The 13,809-nt window shown below is 52.6% G+C and carries 16 protein-coding genes and 1 pseudogene; all 17 read left to right on the top strand.

Annotated features, from left to right (window positions below; all coding sequences use genetic code 11):
* Nucleotides 1-7 precede the first annotated feature (7 nt).
* Complete coding sequence (locus HMPREF3143_RS16390; RefSeq protein WP_070533690.1) at nt 8-856, top strand: head maturation protease, ClpP-related; 849 nt, start codon at nt 8-10, stop codon at nt 854-856.
* A 9-nt stretch (nt 857-865) separates the two neighbouring features.
* Nucleotides 866-2,077, top strand: coding sequence for a phage major capsid protein (locus HMPREF3143_RS16385; RefSeq protein ID WP_045326826.1), 1,212 nt, complete (start codon nt 866-868; stop codon nt 2,075-2,077).
* Nucleotides 2,078-2,119: 42 nt separating this feature from the next.
* On the top strand, nt 2,120-2,446 hold the full coding sequence (locus HMPREF3143_RS16380) for a head-tail connector protein (RefSeq protein WP_070533688.1): 327 nt from the start codon (nt 2,120-2,122) through the stop codon (nt 2,444-2,446).
* Nucleotides 2,447-2,455: 9 nt separating this feature from the next.
* Nucleotides 2,456-2,794, top strand: a complete 339-nt coding sequence (locus tag HMPREF3143_RS16375; RefSeq protein WP_070533687.1) for a phage head closure protein — start codon at nt 2,456-2,458, stop codon at nt 2,792-2,794.
* The gene (locus tag HMPREF3143_RS16370; RefSeq protein ID WP_070533686.1) at nt 2,791-3,240 is read left to right on the top strand and encodes an HK97-gp10 family putative phage morphogenesis protein; all 450 of its coding nucleotides are present in this window, start codon (nt 2,791-2,793) and stop codon (nt 3,238-3,240) included. Before HMPREF3143_RS16375 ends, HMPREF3143_RS16370 begins: the two co-directional genes overlap by 4 nt.
* A complete protein-coding gene (locus HMPREF3143_RS16365) occupies nt 3,237-3,584 on the top strand; it encodes a tail completion protein gp17 (protein ID WP_070533684.1) in 348 nt (115 codons plus the stop codon). Before HMPREF3143_RS16370 ends, HMPREF3143_RS16365 begins: the two co-directional genes overlap by 4 nt.
* A 59-nt stretch (nt 3,585-3,643) precedes the next feature.
* Nucleotides 3,644-4,063: pseudogene (locus tag HMPREF3143_RS16360) on the top strand (phage tail tube protein); the annotation flags it as partial.
* A gap of 32 nt (nt 4,064-4,095) precedes the next feature.
* Nucleotides 4,096-4,479, top strand: a complete 384-nt coding sequence (locus HMPREF3143_RS16355; RefSeq protein WP_016240212.1) for a phage tail assembly chaperone — start codon at nt 4,096-4,098, stop codon at nt 4,477-4,479.
* 8 nt (nt 4,480-4,487) lie between these two features.
* Entirely contained in the window at nt 4,488-4,766 is a 279-nt protein-coding gene (locus tag HMPREF3143_RS16350) for a phage tail assembly protein T (protein ID WP_006809154.1), read from the top strand.
* Nucleotides 4,767-4,819: 53 nt separating this feature from the next.
* The gene (locus tag HMPREF3143_RS25045) at nt 4,820-5,113 is read left to right on the top strand and encodes a hypothetical protein (RefSeq protein WP_084832195.1); all 294 of its coding nucleotides are present in this window, start codon (nt 4,820-4,822) and stop codon (nt 5,111-5,113) included.
* Nucleotides 5,114-5,172: 59 nt separating this feature from the next.
* The gene (locus tag HMPREF3143_RS16345; protein ID WP_070533682.1) at nt 5,173-8,679 is read left to right on the top strand and encodes a phage tail tape measure protein; all 3,507 of its coding nucleotides are present in this window, start codon (nt 5,173-5,175) and stop codon (nt 8,677-8,679) included.
* Between the two features lie 2 nt (nt 8,680-8,681).
* A complete protein-coding gene (locus HMPREF3143_RS16340) occupies nt 8,682-9,020 on the top strand; it encodes a phage tail protein (protein WP_000963855.1) in 339 nt (112 codons plus the stop codon).
* Nucleotides 9,017-9,775 (top strand): phage minor tail protein L, encoded by a 759-nt coding sequence (locus tag HMPREF3143_RS16335; RefSeq protein WP_045407314.1) that lies wholly within the window; start codon nt 9,017-9,019, stop codon nt 9,773-9,775. The genes HMPREF3143_RS16340 and HMPREF3143_RS16335 overlap by 4 nt, the downstream gene beginning before the upstream one ends.
* Before the next feature lies 1 nt (nt 9,776).
* Nucleotides 9,777-10,487 (top strand): C40 family peptidase, encoded by a 711-nt coding sequence (locus HMPREF3143_RS16330; RefSeq protein WP_070533680.1) that lies wholly within the window; start codon nt 9,777-9,779, stop codon nt 10,485-10,487.
* Nucleotides 10,488-10,516: 29 nt separating this feature from the next.
* Nucleotides 10,517-10,849, top strand: coding sequence for a hypothetical protein (locus tag HMPREF3143_RS16325; RefSeq protein ID WP_223861874.1), 333 nt, complete (start codon nt 10,517-10,519; stop codon nt 10,847-10,849).
* Between the two features lie 54 nt (nt 10,850-10,903).
* On the top strand, nt 10,904-11,503 hold the full coding sequence (locus HMPREF3143_RS16320; RefSeq protein WP_000005717.1) for a tail assembly protein: 600 nt from the start codon (nt 10,904-10,906) through the stop codon (nt 11,501-11,503).
* A gap of 52 nt (nt 11,504-11,555) precedes the next feature.
* On the top strand, nt 11,556-13,809 hold a 2,254-nt coding region (locus tag HMPREF3143_RS16315), incomplete at its 3' end, for a TipJ family phage tail tip protein (RefSeq protein ID WP_070533679.1).

Here is a 13,809-nt window from a genome sequence, read left to right as displayed (position 1 = left end):
TTTCCTGATGAGCAAAAAACAACTTCCGGTAGCACCGGCGGGTCGCCCCTGCGCGCGCGTTACCTGTGAAACATTACCGTCCGCACTGGACCGCTGGGACGGCGGGATCAAAGCAGCGGCCACCGACGATAACAGCATTTCTGTTTTTGATGTTATCGGGCAGGACTACTGGGGCGAAGGGGTAACAGCTAAACGTATTGCTGGTGCGCTTCGGGCTATGAACGGCGCCGACGTCACGGTGAATATCAACTCACCGGGCGGCGACATGTTCGAAGGTCTGGCTATTTATAACCTGCTCCGCGAATACGAAGGCCGTGTAACGGTGAAGGTGCTGGGCATTGCCGCCAGCGCCGCCTCGATAATTGCGATGGCCGGGGATGATATTCAGATTGGCCGCGGTGCCTTCCTTATGATCCACAACTGCTGGGTATACGCGATGGGAAACCGCCATGATTTTGCAGAACTGGCACAGTCACTGGAACCCTTCGATACCGCTATGGCTGACATCTACGCGGCGCGCTCCGGCCTTGATATGGCTGCTGTGCAGAAGCTGATGGACGCGGAAAGCTATATCGGTGGCAGTGATGCTGTGTCGAAGGGACTGGCAGACAGCTTGCTTTCTGCTGATGCGGTCAGCGACGGCGACGAATCGCCTGCAGCCGCGCTTCGCAAACTTGATGCATTGCTGGCCAAGACCAACACCCCGCGCTCTGAGCGCAGAAAACTCATTAAAGCCTTATCCGGTGGCATGCCTGGCGCTGTCACCACCAACGACGGTACGCCGGGCGCTGCCGAAGACATCAAACCTGAAACTATCAATTCACTTGAAAACGCCCTGGCGGCGCTAGTCAAATAAGGACCCTTTATGTCTGAAGTAAACGATATTCTGAAAAAAGTCACTGCCAGCATTGAAGAGGCAACCGGCAAGTTCAACGCGAAAGCAGAAGACGCACTCAAAGAGGCGCAGAAGTCAGGCAGGCTGTCAGAAGAAACAAAGGCTGCCGTTGATAAAATGGCTTCTGAGTTTAATGCGCTTCGTGAAGCTGAAAAAACGCTGAAGGCCGCTATGGGCGAACTGGAGCAACATGTTGCCCAGATGCCGCTGGCAAACGCGAAACAGGTTGTCGAATCCGTTGGCCACCAGGTGATTTCCGCTGAAGCCCTCAAAACCTTTGCGTCCAGCGTGGAAGGCGGTAAACGCATCAGCATCCCGGTTAAGGCCGCCCTGACTTCGGTGGATGTGCCTGATGGTGTTGTGGAGCCACAGCGCCTGCCGGGAATTGATACGGCACCGAAACAGCGCCTGTTCATTCGCGATCTGATTGCTCCAGGACGCACATCCTCCTCAGCTATTTTCTGGGTGCAGCAGACAGGCTTTACCAATAACGCGAAAGTGGTTCCTGAAAATACGCAGAAACCATACAGCGAAATTGAGTTCACGCCGAAAATCACTGGCGTCAGCACCATTGCTCACCTGTTCAAAGCCTCAAAGCAGATCCTGGATGACTTCGCACAGTTGCAGTCCACCGTTGATGCCGAAATGCGCTACGGGCTGAAGTATGCAGAAGAGCAGGAAATTCTCTTCGGTGATGGTACCGGCGTTCATCTGCATGGCATCGTTCCTCAGGCATCCGCTTTTAATCCGGCGTTCACTGTCGAACAGCAGAGCGGGATTGATGATCTGCGTCTGGCAATGTTGCAGGCACAGCTGGCGCGCTTCCCTGCATCCGGTCACGTTCTTCACTTCATTGACTGGGCGCGGATCGAGCTGACAAAAGACAGTCTGGGCCGTTACATCCTGGCTAACCCGGCGGCACTGACTGGCCCGACACTGTGGGGTCTGCCGGTTGTTGCAACGGAAGCGGCAGCCTTCCAGGGTAAATTCCTGACCGGTGCATTCAACGCTGGCGCGCAAATCTTCGACCGCGAAGATGCGAATGTGGTGATCTCCACGGAGAACGCCGACGACTTCGAGAAAAACATGATCACCATCCGTTGCGAAGAACGTCTGGCGCTGGCTGTGAAACGCCCTGAGGCGTTCGTGTACGGTTCATTCAGCACCGGCGCGGGGAGCTGATAAATATTGCGGCCTTCGGGCCGCTTTTTTTGGGGCAAACAGATGCTTGATCAGAATGTGGTGAAACAGCATTGCCGCATTGATACCGACTTTACGGGTGATGATGCTCTGCTGGAGATTTACACAGGTGCGGCGGCGCGTTACGTCCAGACATGGACAAGGCGAACGCTCTATGAAAATCAAAGCTCCCCTGGCTACGCAGATGACCCGGATGCGATTCTACTGAATGATGATGTTAAGGCGGCAATGCTACTGTTGATTGGTCACTGGTATGCAAACCGAGAGGCTGTGAACATCGGAAATATTACATCAGCGGTGCCTTTCGCCGTAGAAGCTCTACTGCAGCCATACCGAATTTACGGGGTTTAGGAGGACTTTATGCAGGCCGGAAGACTGAGAGACATGGTGGTGGTTCAGAACATCACAACATCCAGAGATCCTTCTGGCCAGCCTGTTGAAACATGGCATGACGGCGCAGAAACCTGGGCAGAAGTAAAGGGCATTAGTGGGCGCGAGTTGGTAGCCGCTGGTGCTGAAACAGCAGTCGCCACTATAAGGGTATGGACACGATTTCGTAGCGATATAACTGCTGCGTCCAGACTCAGGGTTATGACTGGCGCGTTCAAGGGGGCCATTTTGAATATCATTGGTCCGCCAATCCCTGACTCTCGCGGTGTTCAGCTCGAAATTCTTTGCAAACAGGGTACCGAAAAATGATTGAGACGAGCCTCGATTTTTCCGGTCTGAATGACATCGCAAAGGATCTGGAGGCGCTTAGCCGCGCTGAAAACAACAAGGTTCTGCGTGATGCCACGCGCGCCGGAGCCGAAGTGCTTAAGCAAGAAGTGATCGCCCGCGCTCCCGTGCGTACCGGGAAACTGAAAAAAAACGTGGTGGTGGTGACCCAAAAAAGCCGCCGCCACGGGGACATTTCTTCCGGTGTCCACATTCGTGGTGTCAACCCGCGTACCGGAAACAGCGATAACACGATGAAGGCGAATAACCCGAGAAATGCCTTTTACTGGCGGTTCGTCGAAATGGGTACGGTGAATATGCCGCCACATCCGTTTGTGCGACCCGCTTACGATACGCGCGAGGAAGAGGCCGCCAGCGTCGCCATTGCTAGGATGAATCAGGCTATTGATGAGGTGTTAAGCAAGTGAATGAAGATGATATCTACGCTTTGCTTTCTCCCCTGGCAGAAGGGCGGGTATATCCCTACGTTGCGCCATTAGGTAGCGACGGAAAACCGTCTGTCTCGCCACCCTGGATTATCTTTTCCATCGTCGATGATGTTTCCGCTGACGTGCTGTGTGGCCAGGCAGAGAGCAGGGTTTCCGTTCAGGTCGATGTGTATTCCACTTCGATCGCTGAATCACGCTCCCTGAGAGATTTGGCGCTCGCTTCGCTTAAGCCGTTAAACCCTACAGAGGTGGTAAAAATCCCCGGGTACGAGCCAGATTATCGGCTCTACCGTGCCACCCTGGATTTTAAAGTTACCCCCTGACAATTAATTCACCCAACGAACCCGCCTGATGGCGGGTTTTCTTTTTCCAGGAGACAGCTATGTCTGCACTTTATGAAAAATCGCAGCTGACGAAGATCCTTATTTCCTCTCTGCCAGCCACCAAAGAAACGATGGATTCCGCAACCTTCCTCGATCTGAGTTGCACCATCAAAGAAATTCAGTTCACCGGTGGTCAGAAGCAGGATATCGACGTAACGACGCTTTGCTCGACCGAGCAGGAGAACATTAACGGTCTGCCTTCTCCGTCAGAAATCTCTCTGTCCGGAAACTTCTACAAGAATCCGGCGCAGGACGCCTTGCGTGATGCGTATGACAACGATACTACCTACGCGTTCCAGGTTATCTTCCCGTCCGGCAAGGGCTTTAAGTTCCTGGCTGAAATCCGCCAGCACACCTGGTCTTCCGGTACCAACGGCGTAGTGGCGGCAACGTTCTCCCTGCGCCTGAAAGGTAAGCCTGAAAGCATCGAGTCTGGCTCCTGAGAGGTCGCATGAAGAATATTAAAAATCTCGCCCTGGCTAAGATGTCGGGTTTTCGTCATAAGACGGTCGCCGTTCCTGAGTGGGAAGGCGTCAAAGTGGTTCTCCGTGAGCCGTCAGGTGAAGCCTGGCTGCGCTGGCAGGAGGTGGTGAAAGGGGGTGCCGACGATGAAAATGTGTCGGTATCGGAAAAGGCGCACCGTAATCTTTGCGCTGACGTGGTGCTCTTCATTGACGTCCTGTGCGACACCGATAAGCAACCGGTATTCAGCGTAGACGAAGAAGAGCAGGTGCGTGAAATCTACGGCCCCGTCCATTCACGCCTGCTCAAACAGGCTCTTGACCTGATCAACAATGCGGACGAAGCGCGGGAAAAGTCTCAACCCCCGGCGTAAAGTTTCTGATGTCGCTTGCGCTCCGGATGGGGCGCACGCTCTCAGAGCTTCGGCAGAATATGACGGCAAGCGAGCTTCTGATGTGGATTGAGTACGACAGGCAAAGTCCGGTTGGCGATATTCGTGGTGACATTCAGGCAGCTCAGCTCGTCTCTGCCATCTACGGCTCGCAGGGGGCAAAAGTACCGCTGGACGATGCGATCCTGCGCTGGGGTGGTGATGAGCAATCAGAACCGAAGGACCCGTTTGCAGGACTTGAGGCTGCACTTACAGCTGCAACTCAGTGACAAATGAACTACAAAATAATAGGATTATTTTTTTTAATGATTTGGTGAAGGCAATGAAAAAACTAGTCTTATTTGTATTATTTTTTGGTTTCAGTTGTGTTTCAAATGGAACTCAAACACTGGCTCCATTAGAACCAAATGAGTTGCAAAGCTATACGTCTACGATTTGCTCTGATCATGCAAATCCTGAATTGTGTAAAAAGGCTTTTTTTAAATTCATGGGCTATATAAAAACAAACGATGATTACTACTATTTCTGTCAAAAGCAAAAAGAGGCAGGGATGACGATTAATAAAGATTCATGCAATAAATCGGAAGCTCTGAGAGAATTTTTAGACAAGCCATGAGGTTTATATCACAACAAAAAGCCCGTTGATGGGCTTTTTTTTTCGCCTGGAGAAAATTGATGGCAACATTACGTGAGTTAATAATCAAAATTTCCGCTAACTCGCAGTCATTCCAGTCGGAAATTTCCCGCGCCTCACGCATGGGGCAGGATTATTACCGAACCATGCAAAATGGCGGTCGGCAGGCTGCCGCTGCCGCCCGAGAGAGCGAAAGGGCGTTATCTGATCTGACCGCTGGGTTTGCATCGGCAGGAAGAGCCGCTGCTGCTGCTACGGCCGCTTTTGCGACTGGTAAGCTCGTGCAGATTGCTGATGAGTGGAATTCAGTAAACGCCCGTCTTAAGCAGGCATCATCTTCAGCTGATGATTTTGCTGCCTCTCAGCGCCAGTTAATGGAAATCAGCCAAAGAACTGGCACCGCGTTTTCAGACAACGCAAACCTTTTTTCACGCGCAGCTGCTTCAATGCGTGAGTTTGGGTATAGCTCTGACGAAGTTCTGAAAATTACCGAAGCTGTTTCTACCGGCCTTAAACTTTCGGGGGCTAATACTCAGGAAGCGAGTTCTGTTATCACTCAATTCAGCCAGGCTCTGGCGCAGGGCGTTCTTCGCGGTGAAGAATTCAACGCCGTTAACGAAGCAGGTGATCGTGTTATCCGCGCACTTGCCGCCGGAATGGGCGTGGCCCGCAAAGACCTGAAGAGCATGGCTGACCAGGGGCAACTTACGATTGATAAGGTTGTTCCTGCATTAATGAGCCAGTTGGGCTCATTACAGGGTGAGTTTGCCAGCATGCCGCAAACAGTTTCCGGATCCCTTCAAAAAGTAACTAACTCATTCATGGCCTGGGTGGGTGGTGTAAACCAGGCAACCGGTGCTACTGATGCGTTGTCTGGTGGGCTGGACGGTATCGCACAGACGCTTGATTCTTTTACATCATCAGCAGTTAGCGGTGCTCTCAGTGAAGTTGCTGACAATATGTCCACCATAACAACAGTTGCTGGAGCGCTAGTTGGCGTTGGGTTAGCAAAATACCTCAGCGGAGTTGTAACCAGTGCCACGAGTGCAACAGGTGCGTTAATTTCAGCTGCGAAATCAGAGGTTGCTCTTGCAGTCGCGCAGGATAAAGCGGCGCAGTCTGCTGTTGCGGCTTCCAGGGCTGAAGTTTATCGGGCTCAGCAAGCAGTACAGAGTTCAAGAAGTGCAGATGTTCAGGCGGCTCAGCAAGAAAAAGTCGCGGCGGCTGAAGCAAAAGTCACTGCGGCACATACCAGACTTACGACCGCTCTTGCCAGCGGTACAGCTACGGAAAAGGTGCGAGCCAGAACAGCACTTGAACGCGCGCAGGCAGGGCTGGTAGCAGCTAAAAATGCCGACGCTCAGGCTGTAGCTGAAAGGCGTCTGGCTGCCGCTCAGGCTGCTTTAAACCGTAACATCTCAAATCGTGTTTCGACCCAAAGTAATCTCAATAGTGTGACATCTGTCGGCACTCGGCTCATGAGTGGTGCACTTGGTCTCATCGGTGGAGTTCCTGGTTTAGTTATGTTGGGTGCTGGAGCCTGGTATGCGATGTATCAAAACCAGGAGCAGGCCCGTCGTTCGGCGCAGGAATACGCCACCACGATTGATGAAGTCAGTAAAAAGTCGAAGGCAATGTCTTTGCCTGAAGCTTCAGACAATGCTGAGAAAACGCGCGCAGCATTGAATGAGCAGAACAGGCTGATAGATGAACAAAAGAGCAAGATAGAAAATCTGAAAGAGCAGATGGCTGGTTATCAGTCAGTGATCAGTAATCCCGGTCCAACGACCAGTGGTGGTTTCATGATTAACCACCTGACATCTTTGGATACCGTGACCCGTGGACTGACTACAGTCACTGAACAGTTATCTGTTGAGCAGGAAAGGCTTGCCCAGATGCAGGAGAAATCTGCGTCTATCCAACAGGTTCTTGAAGGTCTTGAGCATCGGCGTGTGACGCTAATTCGGGAGGAGGCAGCGAATCAGAACCGGGCTTATCAATCACTTCTGTTGATGAATGGGCAGCACGATGAACTTAATCGATTACTCGGCCTGGGTAACCAGCTCCTTATGGCGCGCCAGGGGCTGGCTAACGTCCCGCTCAGACTTCCGCAGGCCGATCTCGACAAAAAGCAAACCGATGCCCTCGAAAAGAGCCGCCGGGATCTGGAGTTGTCACGCCTGAAGGGTGAAGCAAAAGAGCGCCTGCGTCTGAGTTATGCAGCCGATGACCTGGGGTTAACCAGTGATCCGCAATTCCAGACAGGCCGTCAGGAGTTGATTAATAACGGCCTTGCTGAATGGCGGAATAATGAGGCCAACAAACCTAAGGCGAAGGGCGGTAAAACCGAAGGCGAGAAAACCGAGGATGTGTATAAGCGCCTTATCAAGCAGCAAAAAGAGCAGATTGCCCTGCAAGGCCAGAATACTGAACTGGCGAAGGTTAAATACCAGGTCAGCCAGGGCGAACTTGCTTCTCTGACAGAAGCCCAGAAAAAGACGGTATTGCAGAATGCTGCGCTGATTGACCAGGTTAAATTACGTGAGCAACTGCGAAATTACGAAGCCAACCTTGCCGACAGTAACGCCAGCGCCCGCGCAGCCAATGAAGCGCAACTGCTGGGATACGGGCAGGGCTCCCGGTTCCGTGAAAGACTTCAGGAGCAGTTCAATCTGCGTAAGGAGTTTGAGCAAAAGAATACCGATCTTCTCCGCCAGCGTCAGGCTGGTGAAATCGACGAGACGTTCTATCAGCAGGGGCTGGCACTTAATAAGCGCTACCTCGAAGAGCGCCTGCGCGACCAGGAGGGATATTACGCAGCTTCTGATGCGCAGCGTGACAACTGGATGACGGGCTTGTCTGAAGGCTATGCAAACTGGGTGGATGAGGCGACGGATTATTCCTCTATGGCGGCAGATGGCATGAAGCAGGCTATGGGCGGGGCGGTTACCACCATTACTGACATGCTTAACGGTAACGTCGACAGCTGGAAAGACTGGGGCGTTAGTGTACTGAAGATCATCCAGAATGTTCTGGTCAATATGGCTGTTGCCAACGGCGTCAGTTCGATTGGTTCTCTCTTCAGTTTCGGCGCATCTTCGGCAGCGACCGCCAGTAGCGGTACCGCTATTCAGAATGCTGGTGCTAACTTCACCTTTAATGCCAAAGGTAATGTTTATGACTCCCCCTCTCTGAGCGCTTTCAGTAATGGGATCGTCAGAAACCCCACCATGTTCGCTTTCGCAAAAGGCGGGGCCGGAATCATGGGCGAGGCTGGGCCGGAGGCGATCATGCCGCTTACCCGCGCGCCGGATGGTTCTCTCGGCGTTCGTGCGGTCGGAGGTGGCGGCGGTCAGTCTGTATCTTCGGCGCCACAGGTTTATATCACCATCGATGGCAACGGAAACACTCAAACTCAGGCCTCACCAGGCCTTGAGCAATTTGGTGCCGAGGTCGGGGAATTTGTTGATCGACGTTATAAGCAGAATGTGATGCGTGACATTCGTCCCGGCGGCGACATCTGGAACGCAATGAAAGGAACCCGATAATTATGGCCATTGAAACTTTCACCTGGTGCCCACGGATTAACGCGGAGGCTGATACAAGTTTCCGCGTCAGAAAAGCCCAGTTTGGCGATGGATATGAGCAGGTTTCAGGAGATGGATTGAACACCAGAACCCAGCAATGGACGCTCAACTTCACTGGTAACGAAACCTACATTTCTGCCATTAAATCTTTTCTCGACAGGCATGAAGGAACGAAAGCCTTTCAATGGAAGCCACCGCTCGAACCTTTGGGTTTGTATCGTTGCGAAACGTATAAACCCACCGGGCTTGGCGCGGGGAAATTCAACCTTGAAGCAACATTCATCCAGGCATTTAAACCATGAGCTTAAACGCAGATTATCAGAAGCTGGAATCCGGAAACGATGTTCGTCTGATTGAGGTGGACGGTTCTTCCTTTGGGCTAACGGACGTTCTCCGCTTTCACAATTACAGCATTCCCCACACAGAAGCGGAAATCATCGCCGCTGGTGGGGATGAGTCCAAGCTTCCGGCGAAACCAATCTGGTGGCAGGGAAATGAATATGCTGCCTGGCCATATCAACTGGAAGGTCTGGAGAAATCAACCAGTGGGAGCAATGCAACGCCATCCCTGACGGTTGCGAACATCGAAAGCTCCATTTCAGCCCTGTGTCTTGCGTATGACGATCTGCTGCAGGCGAAAGTCACTATTCACGACACAAAAGAGAAATATCTCGATGCCAGAAATTTCGCAGACGGCAACCCCACAGCAGACCCGACTCAGGAAAAGCTGCAGGTCTGGTATATCGACGGGAAAACGGGCGAGCTTGCCGGTGAAACCGTTGAATTTGTTCTGTCCAGCCCGATGGATCTGCAGGGGCAAATGATCCCGACGCGACAGCTTCATTCCCTGTGTACCTGGTGCATCCGGAATAAATATCGTACCGGCGACGGCTGCGACTATGCCGGCACCCGCTATTTCGACAAAAACAACAACCCGGTAAGCGATCCGTCGCTGGATGAATGCAACGGCACGCTGACGGCCTGCAAACTCCGATTCGGCGAAAATAACGAACTCTCGTTTGGTGGCTTCCCGGGCACGTCTTTGATCAGGAGTTGATATGCGTCAGAAAACCATCGATGCGATTATGGCGCATGCTGCAGCTGAATATCCTCATGAGTGTTGCGGCGTGGTGGCGCAGAAAAGCCGCGTTGAACGTTATTTCCCGTGCCGGAATCTTGCCGCGGCGCCGGAGGACAATTTTGTCCTTTGCCCAGAAGACTACGCAGCTGCTGAGGACTGGGGAACGGTGATCGCCATCGTTCACAGTCACCCTGACGCCACAACGCAACCGAGCGAACTGGATAAAGCGCAATGCGACGCAACGCTTTTACCCTGGCATATTGTGAGCTGGCCGGAGGGGGATTTACGCACCATCCAGCCGCGCGGAGAACTGCCGCTGCTGGAGCGTCCGTTTGTGCTTGGACACTTCGACTGCTGGGGGCTGGTAATGAGCTATTTCCGGCAAACGCATGGTATCGAGCTCCACGATTACCGGGTGGATTATCCCTGGTGGGAAAACGACTATCCGGACAACTTCTATCAGGATTGCTGGTATGAGTGCGGATTCCGTGAATTCGACGGGCCACCTAAACCTGGCGATATGGTGATCATGCAGGTTCAGGCCGATAAGTGGAATCACGCGGGAATTCTGCTGGAGGGAAATATGCTGCTGCACCACCTGTACGGACATCTGAGCCAGCGCGTGCCGTATGGTGGCTACTGGCAGGAAAGGACGATGAAGATTCTACGTCACAGATCTCTATGCTAACCTTTACGAAATTTCAAAGGAGCATGAAAATGAAAAAGCTATTCTTGGTGCTAGTTATTGGTTTGGCTGGCTGCTCTGTAAACTCCCTCGAATCCCAAAAGCCTATTCTTTCTGAGCACACTTCAAAGAGTGCAGATCAGGTTAACAGATGCCTGGCCCCTAAATGGGTGGAGCTTCGATCTTCAAGCTCCAGCATACCAACTGAGTCAGGTTACAAAATAACAGCATCAGACGATATTTTCGGCGCCCTTTCAGTGGTGAATATCGATAAATCAGAAGCAGGCGGAAGCGATGTTAAAGTTTACGCCGTCGCAAAAGGATGGAACGATCACTGGGCTACGGCTGCCAGATCATGCCTTTAAAAGTTAAAAATAAGCTAAGCCACCTTCGGGTGGCTTTTTTTATGGAGAAAGAAAATGTCAGAGGTCATGACCCGAATTGAGCTTGGCGGTGTTTTGGGTAAAACCTACGGAAAGGTTCACCATCGATTAATACGCACAACCGCTGAGGCGATCAACTCTCTTACAAAAACTATAAACGGGCTGGAGAAATTCCTGATCACCAGCAAAGCAAGGGGCCTGACTTACGCCGTTTTTAAAGATAAAAAAAATATCGGAAAGGATGATTTTGGTTTTCCGGTAACCGGTGAAGTTATTCGAATTGTCCCGGTGGTAATCGGAAGTAAAAAAGCCGGGGTATTACAGACAATTCTTGGCGCCGTGCTCGTCGTTGTTGGGGTAGCTATTGGCTATTTCTCAGGCGGCACTCTATCAGCGGTGGGGTACGGGGCTGCGAAATTCGGTGCAGCCATGATGCTGGGAGGTGTTGTCCAAATGCTATCTCCTCAACCTGCAGGTCTGGCAAGCAAACAAAGCGCAGATAACCGCGCATCCTACGCATTCGGTGGTGTAACAAACACCGCGGCGCAAGGCTATCCAGTACCGCTCCTATATGGCCGCCGGCGGATAGGCGGAGCGATTATTTCTGCCGGAATTTATGTCGAAGATCAGCAGTAGATAACTAACCTTTTTTCTGGCCACCTTCGGGTGGCTTTTTTATGGGCGCAATATGGCTACAGATAAAGTGTTAAAGGGCCGCAAGGGCGGCAGCTCCAGTTCACGAACCCCTACCGAACAGCCTGATGATCTGCAATCTGTAGCGAAGGCAAAAATCCTCGTTGCGCTTGGCGAAGGGGAGTTTGCAGGTCAGCTAACCGGCAAAGATATCTACCTGGACGGAACGGCCCTGGAGAATGCTGACGGCTCCCAAAACTTCAGCGGCGTAACGTGGGAGTTTCGCGCGGGAACGCAGGCGCAAAAATATATTCAGGGTATTCCCGGTACCGAAAACGAAATCAGCGTAGGAACTGAGGTATCAAGCGCTACAGCATGGACGCGCACCTTTACCAATACGCAGCTTTCAGCAGTTCGCCTACGTCTGAAATGGCCCTCGCTTTTCAAACAGGAGGACGACGGCGATCTGGTGGGTTACTCGGTCAATTATGCGATTGACCTGCAGACGGACGGCGGCGCATGGCAGACGGTACTCAATACCAGCGTGACCGGAAAAACGACGTCTGGTTATGAGCGCAGCCATCGCATTGATTTACCGCAGGCGGGCAGCACCTGGACAATCCGCCTGCGTAAGATTACCTCTGACGCCAACAGCGCGAAGATCGGCGACACGATGACGCTGCAGAGCTTCACTGAGGTGATTGACGCCAAGTTACGATATCCAAACACAGCGTTACTCTACATTGAGTTCAATTCCAGCCAGTTTAACGGCTCTATCCCGCAGATCTCCTGCGAGCCTCGTGGGCGTGTTATTCGCGTGCCAGATAACTATGACCCCGAAACACGAACGTACAGCGGGACATGGACCGGGGCTTTTAAATGGGCATGGACGGATAACCCTGCGTGGATTTTTTACGATCTGGTTGTTTCTGACCGGTTCGGCCTCGGTCACCGTTTGACTGCTGCGAATATCGATAAATGGACGCTGTATCAGGTTGCCCAGTATTGCGATCAGATGGTACCAGACGGCAAGGGGGGCAACGGTACCGAACCACGTTATACCTGTAACGTGTACATCCAGGACCGAAACGACGCCTACACAGTCCTGCGTGATTTTGCTGCTATCTTCCGTGGTATGACCTACTGGGGCGGGGATCAGATTGTTGCCCTGGCTGACATGCCGCGCGATGTTGATTACAGCTACACGCGCGCTAACGTTGTTGGCGGACGCCTCACCTATTCGAGCAGCACCACGAAAAGCCGCTACACCACAGCGCTGGTTTCATGGTCAGACCCGGGTAACGCTTATGCCGATGCGATGGAGCCGGTTTTTGAGCAGGCGCTGGTGGCGCGATACGGCTTCAATCAGCTGGAAATGACAGCCATCGGCTGCACCAGGGAGTCAGAAGCGAACCGAAAGGGGCGCTGGGGTATTCTCACCAACAACAAGGATCGCGTTGTTTCGTTTGATGTCGGGCTGGACGGCAACATTCCGCAGCCGGGCTACATCATCGCCGTGGCAGACGAGCTGCTATCCGGAAAGGTTATGGGCGGCCGCATCAGCGCCGTTAACGGTCGCGTTATCAAACTTGACCGCGTGGCAGATGCAGCAGCGGGTGATCGCCTTATTCTAAACTTACCATCCGGAGTGTCGCAGAGCAGGACCATTCAGGCCGTAAACGGGGAATCAGTCACAGTCACCACGGCATACAGTGAGACGCCACAGGCCGAAGCTGTTTGGGTGGTTGAATCTGACGAGCTCTATGCGCAGCAGTATCGTGTTATCAGCGTTTCCGAAAAAGATGATGGCACCTTCTCGATTACCGCAGCATGGCACGATCCGGATAAATATGCCCGTATCGATACTGGCGCAATTATCGACCAGCGGCCAATAAGTGTAATACCTCCTGGTAACCAGTCCCCGCCAGCTAACATCGTGATCAGCTCGTTTTCTGTTGTTCAGCAGAATATCAGCGTCGAAACGATGCGCGTGAGCTGGGACCAGGCGCAGAACGCTATCGCCTATGAGGGGCAGTGGCGTCGTAACGACGGAAACTGGGTGAACATGCCTCGCAGCTCCACCACGTCATTTGACGTCCCGGGGATTTATGCCGGGCGCTACCTGGTGCGCGTGCGCGCAATTAATGCCGCTGAAATTTCCTCAGGATGGGGATATTCAGAAGAGAAGACACTGACCGGCAAAGTAGGCAATCCTCCTAAGCCAGTAGGATTCACGGCCACGGGCATTAACTGGGGGATTCGTCTTAACTGGGGCTTCCCGGCAAACACCGGCGATACGCTAAAAACGG

This window comes from Enterobacter sp. HMSC16D10, from assembly GCF_001807145.1.
GTDB classification, from domain to species: domain Bacteria; phylum Pseudomonadota; class Gammaproteobacteria; order Enterobacterales; family Enterobacteriaceae; genus Enterobacter; species Enterobacter roggenkampii.
The sequence above is the reverse complement of the archived record's forward strand: the minus strand, read 5'-3'. Positions and strand labels throughout refer to the sequence as shown.

Coding starts and splice junctions, on each gene's coding strand:
- HMPREF3143_RS25045 (WP_084832195.1), top strand. CDS start 4,820: ATGAAAAAACTAGTCTTATTTGTATTATTTTTTGGTTTCAGTTGTGTT.
- HMPREF3143_RS16375 (WP_070533687.1), top strand. CDS start 2,456: ATGCAGGCCGGAAGACTGAGAGACATGGTGGTGGTTCAGAACATCACA.
- HMPREF3143_RS16380 (WP_070533688.1), top strand. CDS start 2,120: ATGCTTGATCAGAATGTGGTGAAACAGCATTGCCGCATTGATACCGAC.
- HMPREF3143_RS16345 (WP_070533682.1), top strand. CDS start 5,173: ATGGCAACATTACGTGAGTTAATAATCAAAATTTCCGCTAACTCGCAG.
- HMPREF3143_RS16370 (WP_070533686.1), top strand. CDS start 2,791: ATGATTGAGACGAGCCTCGATTTTTCCGGTCTGAATGACATCGCAAAG.
- HMPREF3143_RS16355 (WP_016240212.1), top strand. CDS start 4,096: ATGAAGAATATTAAAAATCTCGCCCTGGCTAAGATGTCGGGTTTTCGT.
- HMPREF3143_RS16350 (WP_006809154.1), top strand. CDS start 4,488: ATGTCGCTTGCGCTCCGGATGGGGCGCACGCTCTCAGAGCTTCGGCAG.
- HMPREF3143_RS16325 (WP_223861874.1), top strand. CDS start 10,517: ATGAAAAAGCTATTCTTGGTGCTAGTTATTGGTTTGGCTGGCTGCTCT.
- HMPREF3143_RS16390 (WP_070533690.1), top strand. CDS start 8: ATGAGCAAAAAACAACTTCCGGTAGCACCGGCGGGTCGCCCCTGCGCG.
- HMPREF3143_RS16335 (WP_045407314.1), top strand. CDS start 9,017: ATGAGCTTAAACGCAGATTATCAGAAGCTGGAATCCGGAAACGATGTT.
- HMPREF3143_RS16340 (WP_000963855.1), top strand. CDS start 8,682: ATGGCCATTGAAACTTTCACCTGGTGCCCACGGATTAACGCGGAGGCT.
- HMPREF3143_RS16330 (WP_070533680.1), top strand. CDS start 9,777: ATGCGTCAGAAAACCATCGATGCGATTATGGCGCATGCTGCAGCTGAA.
- HMPREF3143_RS16320 (WP_000005717.1), top strand. CDS start 10,904: ATGTCAGAGGTCATGACCCGAATTGAGCTTGGCGGTGTTTTGGGTAAA.
- HMPREF3143_RS16385 (WP_045326826.1), top strand. CDS start 866: ATGTCTGAAGTAAACGATATTCTGAAAAAAGTCACTGCCAGCATTGAA.